Source organism: Leptolyngbya sp. FACHB-36 (assembly GCF_014695955.1).
Classification (GTDB): domain Bacteria; phylum Cyanobacteriota; class Cyanobacteriia; order Leptolyngbyales; family Leptolyngbyaceae; genus FACHB-36.
This window is the reverse complement of record NZ_JACJPG010000568.1, coordinates 1-2,084: the sequence shown is the minus strand read 5'-3', so window position 1 is coordinate 2,084 and position 2,084 is coordinate 1. Positions and strand designations below refer to the sequence as shown.

The 2,084-nt window shown below is 59.5% G+C and carries 1 protein-coding gene and 1 pseudogene; both read right to left on the bottom strand.

Annotated elements, in window-relative coordinates; genetic code table 11:
* Nucleotides 1–998, bottom strand: a pseudogene (locus tag H6F43_RS16290) (hypothetical protein); the annotation flags it as partial.
* Nucleotides 999–1,037: 39 nt separating this feature from the next.
* The coding region (locus H6F43_RS16285) for a ShlB/FhaC/HecB family hemolysin secretion/activation protein (RefSeq protein ID WP_190343773.1) at nucleotides 1,038–2,084 on the bottom strand (1,047 nt) is incomplete at its 5' end.

Here is a 2,084-nt window from a genome sequence, read left to right as displayed (position 1 = left end):
CCGCGCCGCTTCAGCGACTGGAGCCACTGCTCGCTAGGCGACCACAGCCCGCTGCGAGCAAGCAAAAGCGCCGTATCGTAAGCGGGCAGATTCAAGGCAGACTCTAGCAGCGCGATCGGCTCCAGTTGAGTCGGGTTAGGTGCAAAGTTGATCGTCGTCACGCGATACACCTTAAACTGCGGCTCCATACCTACCGTTTGATCGATCAGCAGTTCCGGCTGTCCCTGCCCAGTCAGTTCCTGCCAAACCGGGTCTTTTCCGACGGGGCTAGTCCAGTCTAGCGGCGTGCTTAGATGAAACCGTCGTGGATTGTAGTGCAGCACTCGCCCGTAGGCGATCGTCGTGTCGCCGCGCACGGTCCGTCCGCTGAGGTTTAGCCAGACGCCCTCGGACGGTACGGTGCCCTCAAACCGACTCAGCATCGTCAACGGCAGCGCCCGAGTAGACCCCTGATTGCCCGATCGGGCATCGACGATCGGCGCAACTACAGAGGCGTCATCGGGACCGACGATCGGCAGCGCACTCACCTGCTGAAAATACGGCTCTCGCTGTGCATCCTTCCGGCGTGCCAGTGTCGATTGATACAGGCGCAGTTCCACGATCCGATCGCAGGTGCCCTGACACGGCGTTGACGACTTCAGAATTGGCAGCAGCATCTCATCGACCAACGATTTTTGGTCCAGGAAGCTGGTGTTCTTGTCCAGCGGCAGCGGTTCTCCTGCCATCAATCCTGCTTGCTCAAGCTCTCGGCGAATCTGCGTCATCGTCTGCGGCGGTTTGAGTCCCGTTACAGAAATCGGAATCCAGTCCGGGAACCAGCGATTCATCCACAGCAGCGTTTGCGGATTCACCATTAGCTGCACCCCCCACCAGCCCGCGCCCGCGATTCCGCCTGCTGCCAGCAGCATTACGGCGATCCAGCGTACAGTCCCCCACGGCGATCGTTTTGATTGAGGAAGCGGCTGCGTTTGACTGAGGAGCGGCGAGGGACGATTCATATTCAGGATGCGGAGACACGTCGAGCGATCGAGTTCACATTAAAACTGATAACTCACGCTGAAGTATAATCCGTCATCCTGAATGTTGTTGCCTTTATCTCGCAGCGTCACCAGCGGCACGCCGTAGTCTAGGCGCAGATTGAGGCGGGGCAGCGGTTGCCAGAGCAGCCCTAACCCGACGCTGGCAAGAACTGTTTGCTCCGGTAGCCGATTTGGATTGTCGCGGGCATTCCAAACGGCTCCGGCTTCTACAAACGGTGCAATTTGCAGAATGGGAGAGCCGCCAGCGTCGCGAGCGAGGGCGATGCGGTCCTCTACGGTGAGGCGCACGCCGTTGTCGCCCGATCGCGCGTTTTGTCGATAGCCGCGCACCGAGGGTCCGCCGCCGATAACAAACTGCTGCGACGGCAGCAGGCTATCTGGCGTCAGTTGCACATCGGCTTGCAAAATTAGCAGCTGGCTGTTTCCCACCCGCTGCACGCGCTGGACCTGTCCTAGCCAGCTAAAAAACTGCCCGTCGGGAATCGGGTCGGGATTGCGCGTCGCGTTGAACAATCCAGTACCGATGCTGAACTGCGATCGCAGCGACCACGCCCCACCAGGATCGCGGTGGACATAGTCCTGCCCAAATTTGATCACGCTGGTGCGGCTAACGCCATCCGCATCGGGACCAATGCCAAACGGAAACGGCAAATTGTTGAACAAAAATGTCTGTCCGTCCTGGTAGGTGAAGCCGAGGGAGAGCGCCAATTCTTCACGGGGCGATCGCACAAGCGGCTGGCGGACGTTGAGTTCGTACAGTTCTGATTTGCCGCGAATGTCCAGCGCCTCGAACGGGTCTTGCGTGATGCGATTGCGGTTCCAGTTCGATCGCAGTTGCAGCGTTCCGTTCATCGGGTTCAGCGGCAGACGATAAATCAGCCCGTAGTTCTGAGCGCCGCCCGTGGTGGAGGTGCTAGCGGACGTTACGATCTGGTCGCCGCTGGTAACCAGTCCTCGGTAGCTTAGACTGGCGCCGACCTGCTCTGACCCGACGCTGGGCGGCGAGTAGTTGTCTGCGCTGATGTTGCCTTCAAATGGAGACGC